General features: G+C 34.8%; 5 protein-coding genes. 3 read left to right on the top strand and 2 right to left on the bottom strand.

Going from position 1 to position 6,069, the window contains the following annotated elements; genetic code table 11:
* Positions 1-516 precede the first annotated feature (516 nt).
* Positions 517-1,152: a 3'-5' exonuclease gene (locus tag DS745_RS23800; protein ID WP_161568376.1), complete on the top strand. Its 636-nt coding sequence runs from the start codon at positions 517-519 to the stop codon at positions 1,150-1,152.
* A gap of 125 nt (positions 1,153-1,277) precedes the next feature.
* Positions 1,278-2,324, top strand: coding sequence for a sulfite oxidase (locus DS745_RS23795; protein WP_129080742.1), 1,047 nt, complete (start codon positions 1,278-1,280; stop codon positions 2,322-2,324).
* A gap of 33 nt (positions 2,325-2,357) precedes the next feature.
* Here DS745_RS23795 and DS745_RS23790 read toward each other — a convergent pair whose 3' ends face one another.
* Together DS745_RS23790 and DS745_RS23785 are read right to left on the bottom strand one after the other, a co-directional pair.
* Positions 2,358-3,290, bottom strand: a complete 933-nt coding sequence (locus tag DS745_RS23790; RefSeq protein WP_129080741.1) for a manganese-dependent inorganic pyrophosphatase — start codon at positions 3,288-3,290, stop codon at positions 2,358-2,360.
* Positions 3,291-3,605: 315 nt separating this feature from the next.
* Positions 3,606-4,925 carry a uracil-xanthine permease family protein gene (locus tag DS745_RS23785; RefSeq protein ID WP_277750955.1) on the bottom strand — a complete coding sequence of 440 codons (1,320 nt, stop codon included), beginning with the start codon at positions 4,923-4,925 and terminating at the stop codon, positions 3,606-3,608.
* 371 nt (positions 4,926-5,296) lie between these two features.
* On the opposite strand from DS745_RS23785, the gene DS745_RS25315 reads away from it, so the two are divergent.
* Positions 5,297-5,842 (top strand): hypothetical protein, encoded by a 546-nt coding sequence (locus DS745_RS25315; protein WP_129080740.1) that lies wholly within the window; start codon positions 5,297-5,299, stop codon positions 5,840-5,842.
* The last annotated feature ends 227 nt before the right edge of the window (positions 5,843-6,069 follow it).

Below are 6,069 nucleotides of genomic sequence, written 5' to 3'. Positions count from 1 at the left end.
GTCCTGAGCCAGGATCAAACTCTCCATAAAAGTGTTTGATATAGCTCAAAAATAATAATTCATTGACGAGATATTTACTATCTCTTTAATTCGCTTGGCTGTGTGTTCAGTTTTCAAAGAACAATTTTTTCAACGTCGTTTTAGCGACAAGATTAATCTTAACATATTAAAAGGTATGACGCAAGTTTTTTTTCGGAAATGTTTATCTACTACCTTCAAGTGAGAAACCACCTCTTCTTAAAACACTCATTTAAATCAGTGGCGGCTTTTTAATATACTATACTAACTAGATTTAAACAATAGGTTATGACTAATTTTTAAGTTGGTAATTTAAACCAATCCAAACATAGATGTTTTAATTATCCCTTTTTCTTTAACCTCGCAATATATATAATAATAAATACATAGAGACTTTATAAAATTCCTGAACCACCAATTACATAATGTATAAAAATTAATTTTATCATTTAGGGAATTATAACTATACAAATTTGTCATCGAAGGGATGTTTTTAACTTGAACGCCATTGTTTTTGATTTAGAATTGGTTAAGCGGTTTAGAAAAGGCCAATTGAGTGAAATAGTAGAGATCGGAGCATGTAAAGTCGATCTGAAGTCAAAAAAAATAATTGATCAATTTCAACTATATATTAAGCCAAAAAGCGGTTATGTATCCAAAAGTACTAGAAAATTTATTAAGGTCACAAAAGAAGAGCTAAAGGATGCCGTCACTTTTAATCAGGGTATTAAAACATTCTCAGACTGGCTTGGAGAAGATTATTATTTATGTGCTTGGGGAAAAGATGACAAAGCACATATTATTAATCAATGTGTTCGAAATAAAATCAAATTAGATTGGTTCCGAAATTATAATGATCTTCAAAAACAAATAGGGGATATTTTAGTTGAGCAAAATAATAGTCAGTTAGGGTTAAAAAACGCTTTAACTATTGCTGGGATTGAACCAGTTGGTAAGGCACATCGAGGGATAGATGATGCTATCAATACAGCTGAACTTTTATTACATTTTGTTGAAAAGATTACTTTAAAGGAAAATCACGTAACCAAAAAAGAAATTGGCCAACATATTTTAAAGAATAAACAAACAATGCAATTAAATAAAGTCGTTAAGGCAGGTTTGTCTAAAACATAGTTAGGGTCTTCTTCCTGGATTAACAGAACACATCAAATGAGATGTGTTTTTTCTTAGTTCAATTGCTCCCCTTATTCTAATTAAATATAGCTAATCATAGTTATTATTATGAAACGAGGTGACGTATGGAGCTATCAAACAAACCATATTTAACTACGAGATCTATAAATCCGGAAAATCAAGAAACCCCTATCAAGTTTTTAAAAACAGAAACGATCCCAACAACGTATTTCTTTCGTAGAAATCATTTTCAGTATCCCACTATTCTAAATGACAATTTCTTCTTACCAATTACAGGTCAAGTTAAAATGCCAATTGTATTCCAGTATAGTCAAATAGTACAGATGGAGACTACAGCGATAAAATGCTTTCTTGAATGTGCAGGAAACAAACGTTCAAAATTTAATCCACCAGTTTTTGGGGAGCAATGGGAAGAGGGTGCCATTAGTCAAGGGGAATGGAAAGGGATTTCTTTATCTTGCCTTTTAGAGATTACAGGTATAGCAGCGGATGCAAGAGAAGTTGTTTTTGTTGGCTATGACTATGGCAAACAAGAGGACATAGAACACCATATACCATTTGCAAGAAGCCTACCTCTTGAGAAAGCAATACATCCAGATACAATTATCGCTTATGAATACAATGGTCGTCCTCTAACCTATAAGCATGGTTTTCCATTTCGTTTAATTGTACCTGGTTGGTACGGAATGGCCTCTGTAAAATGGTTAAAAAAAATCATTTTAATTGACGATACGTTTAAGGGACCTTTTCAAACGGATGATTATGTATACTACCCTAAACTTTCAGACCCATATCCAGTCACTATGGTAAATGTTAATTCTTTAATTCAAAAACCTTTAGATTACGAAATTATTGACGAAGGAGTTACTTTAATAGAAGGTATTGCCTGGAGTGGGGAAAGCGAAGTGACAAACGTAGATATTAGCTTTAATGGTCAACAGTGGGTTGATGCAATTCTAATTGGGGAAACATTAGATAAGACAAATAGATGGACAAAGTGGAAATTTCATTGGAATGCCCCAAAAGGAGAGCATACAATTTATTGCCGAGCTTCCGACTCAAAGGGGAGAAAACAACCACTGGAGCCAATGTGGAATAAAAAAGGCTACGGTTATAATGCTATTACAAAAATCAGAGTTAAGGTTAAGTAAAAAAACCAGCTATGTTTAGCTGGTTTTCATTTTTTATAATTTATTAAACACATCCGTTAATACAGGGACAATTTGTTTCTTTCTCGATACAACACCCTCTAGTAATGCTGTGTTATTTGTTAAAGTTACATTGTACGCTTTTTCTACTGTGTTAGCTTGAGTACCTAAAGCTAAACCAACGGAATTACTATTTAAGATATCCGTAACTACGAATAAAAATAAATCAAGTCCTTTTTCTTCAATCACTTTAGTTAGGACTTCTTCAATTTCCTGTTGGCGAACTAATACATCGTTTGTGTCAATTGCGTTTACTTGGGCGATTTCGACCTTATAATCCCCCAGCTGAAACTCTTTTGCATCAAGTGAAATCAATTGTTCAATAGTTTTATCTCTTAAGTCAGCCCCGGCTTTCAACATCTCTAAGCCATAGTTTTCTGCGTCCACTTCTGCAATAGCAGCTAGTTCACGAGCAGCTTGAACGTCTTGCTCTGTGCAAGTTGGTGATTTAAATAAAAGAGAATCAGAGATAATGGCTGATAACATTAAGCCAGCAATTTGTTTCTCAATTTTTATACCATTTTCTTTATACATTTTGTTTAAAATGGTTGCAGTACATCCAACAGGCTCACAACGGTAATACAATGGGTCACTCGTTTGGAAGTTAGCAATACGGTGATGATCAATTACTTCTAACACTTGTACAGCCTCAATGTCTTCCACGCTTTGTTGAAACTCGTTATGGTCTACCAAGATAACCCCGTTTACTTCATTAGCAACAGTTTGCACTAGACGAGGTGAATGCGCTTGGAAATAATCTAGAGCATATTGTGTCTCTCCACTTACCTCACCTAAGCGAACTGGCTCGACATTCATTCCTAGTTTTGATTTTAAATCAGCATAAGCAATTGCTGAACAAATTGTATCGGTATCAGGATTTTTATGACCAAAAATAAGTACTTTTTCCATGTTTCTACTCCTTTATAATAGATATGCAACAATTTTACCGAAAAAAGTAAGTTTTGTCTAAAATGAATTTATTAAAAAGGCTCTTTTCGTAAACATTGTGCTTTTCTATCCTAAAATTATCGGAAAAATACCCTAGATGAAGATATCAGCCAATAAATTATGTAAGAAAAGAGCATTACTTACTAAATTAGTGGTAACTTCTTAGTGATTTGTGTAAAAATCCGGCTTTTGGGATTTTTACGAAAGCAACAAACTTTGCGAAAACAGCCATTAAAAATAAGTAAAAGCAGCCGACTTCATTCGGCCGCTATCCTTTTAATCCTTATCCGTATCCTCTAAACCAGCAAATAAAGGATATTTCCCATAACTATGCTCTTTTCCCGACAAAACTAAATGAAGAATAATCCCAATGATAGTAGCTAACGCCATTCCCGCAATTTGCACGTTTTCTGTTAATTCAATAAATGCTCCACCTATCCCAACTACTAAAATCACGGAAGAAATAATTAAATTACGTTTATGACCTAAATTGACTTTGTTATCTATAAGCATTCGTAAACCTGAAGATGCGATTATACCAAACAGCAAAATCGAAACTCCTCCCATAACTGCGGTTGGGATTGTCGCGATTAAAGCTTCAATCTTACCAATAAAACCAAATAAAACTGCCATAACCGCTGCTCCAGCTATTACAAAAACACTAAACACTCTTGTAATTGCCAAGACCCCAATATTTTCGCCATAGGTTGTATTTGGTGGTCCACCTAATAAAGATGCAATGATCGTTGCTACACCATCTCCAAGAATTGACCGATGAAGCCCAGGTTTTTCAATAAAGTTCTGTCCTACAACTTTACTTAGCACCATTTGATCTCCAATATGTTCAGAGATAGTAACAATTGAAATTGGTACCATTAGTGCAAGGATAGTCCAAGAAAAATTAGGAGTATGGGTAACAAAAGGAATGACAAAGTCTGGTACTCGAAACCACGCAGCTTCTTGGACGGGACCGAAATCAACCAATCCAAGGAAATAAGCTAAAACATACCCTCCAACAATTCCGAATAAGATCGGGACTAAACTAAAGAAACCTCTAAAAAAGATAGAACTAAATATTGTAATGGAAAGTGTAACTAGAGCCACAGTAAAATGAAGCATCGGATCTACAAATACTCCTGCCCCATGATCAAAATTCATCGCCATGTTAATAGCCACATTTGCCAACCCTAATCCAATTACCATAATAACAGGGCCTACAACAATTGGCGGAAGCAACTTCATTATCCAGTTTATCCCCGTTGTCTTTATCACTATTGCGACAACACCATAAACAACGCCGGCCATAAACGAACCAATCATGACTCCCTCTATTCCCCCAATAGCAGTTGAAGCAATAATTGGAGCAATAAAAGCAAATGATGACCCTAAGTAAGCAGGGACATTCCCCTGTGTAATTAAAATATATGCTAGTGTACCTAGACCACTTGAGACTAACGCAACCGCTGGACTTAAACCTGTTAAATAGGGAACCAAAATGGTTGCACCAAACATTGCAAATAGGTGTTGAATACTTAAGATTAGCCATTTATTCCACCTTGGAACTTCATGTATTCCTATTTCTTGTTGAATCGCCAATGTACAAATCCTCCCTTAACCCTTTTCTTCTATTTAGCTTTTGTTATTAACATAAAAGAAATTCAATATCTTACAAAATTGACTCGTCTTTGATTATTTATCCCTTCATCATTAGTCCACAAATGGAAATAATTCTTTTGATATATAGTCTCCTTTTGGTCAAAATAATCTTCGTGCCACCTTGACTGTGAGGGGGCAAGCATTGGAGGTGCAGTACCATTAATGGGATGTTATTCTTCTGGTTCGTATTGTTCTTAGTTGTTGCTATTGGGATTGTATATATAACGAGGATAAAAGAGAAAAATGAACCGAAATATTTACTCGTGAAAACAAACCCAAACCCACAAAACCAATTCAAGGAGGAATTTGCTATGGAAAGAAATATTGATAAGGACATTAAGAGAGCTGAAATCGTGAACCCAAATGCCATTGATAAAGCACAGATCGAGTCAATTGCTCAATCTAAGGTTGAAGAGGAAATTGGAGATGAGTTAATGCCACTAAGAAATCAATTAACTTCAATGCAAAATGCTTTATCTCAGATGCAAAATTCTGGACAACAAGGTATGACTGGAAGCTCAAATTATAGCCAAACAATGCAAACCTCTAATGAATTGCTTCAACAAATGCAACAATTTGGTACACAGGCACAACAACAGCAACAAAAAACTTTCCAGCAGTTACAACAAACAATTCATCAAGCTACACAAATGCTAGGAAGTGTTGAGCAATCGCTACAATCATTTAATATGTTAAACCAAATAACGCAACAAATTAACCAATCTCAGCAACAATTACAACAGCAACAACAACAGATTCAGCAAAATTCTTCTCAACAAAGTCAACAGGGACAAAGTATGAGTCAAAACCAAAATCAAGGTATGTCTGGTCAAAGCGACTATAGCTCATATCAATAAATAAAATATGCTGATGGCCATATCCGGCCATCAGCTTTAATCTTAAATTTAAGAAGTGCCACGACTCTTTTAGTTTTACGGTAATAAAAAACGAGTCAAGGGTTAAACTGTACCCTATAGAGTAGACATTAAAAAAAGTCTGCCTATAGGGTACTTTTTTGTATAATTAAAGAAAAAATGGGATTGGGGAAAGATCAAATGAGTAAAAAGATATTTACAGAAAGAGA

It is taken from the genome of Anaerobacillus alkaliphilus (assembly GCF_004116265.1).
Classification (GTDB): domain Bacteria; phylum Bacillota; class Bacilli; order Bacillales; family Anaerobacillaceae; genus Anaerobacillus; species Anaerobacillus alkaliphilus.
Note: the sequence above shows the minus strand (reverse complement) of the source record. Positions and strands in the feature narration are given on the sequence as shown.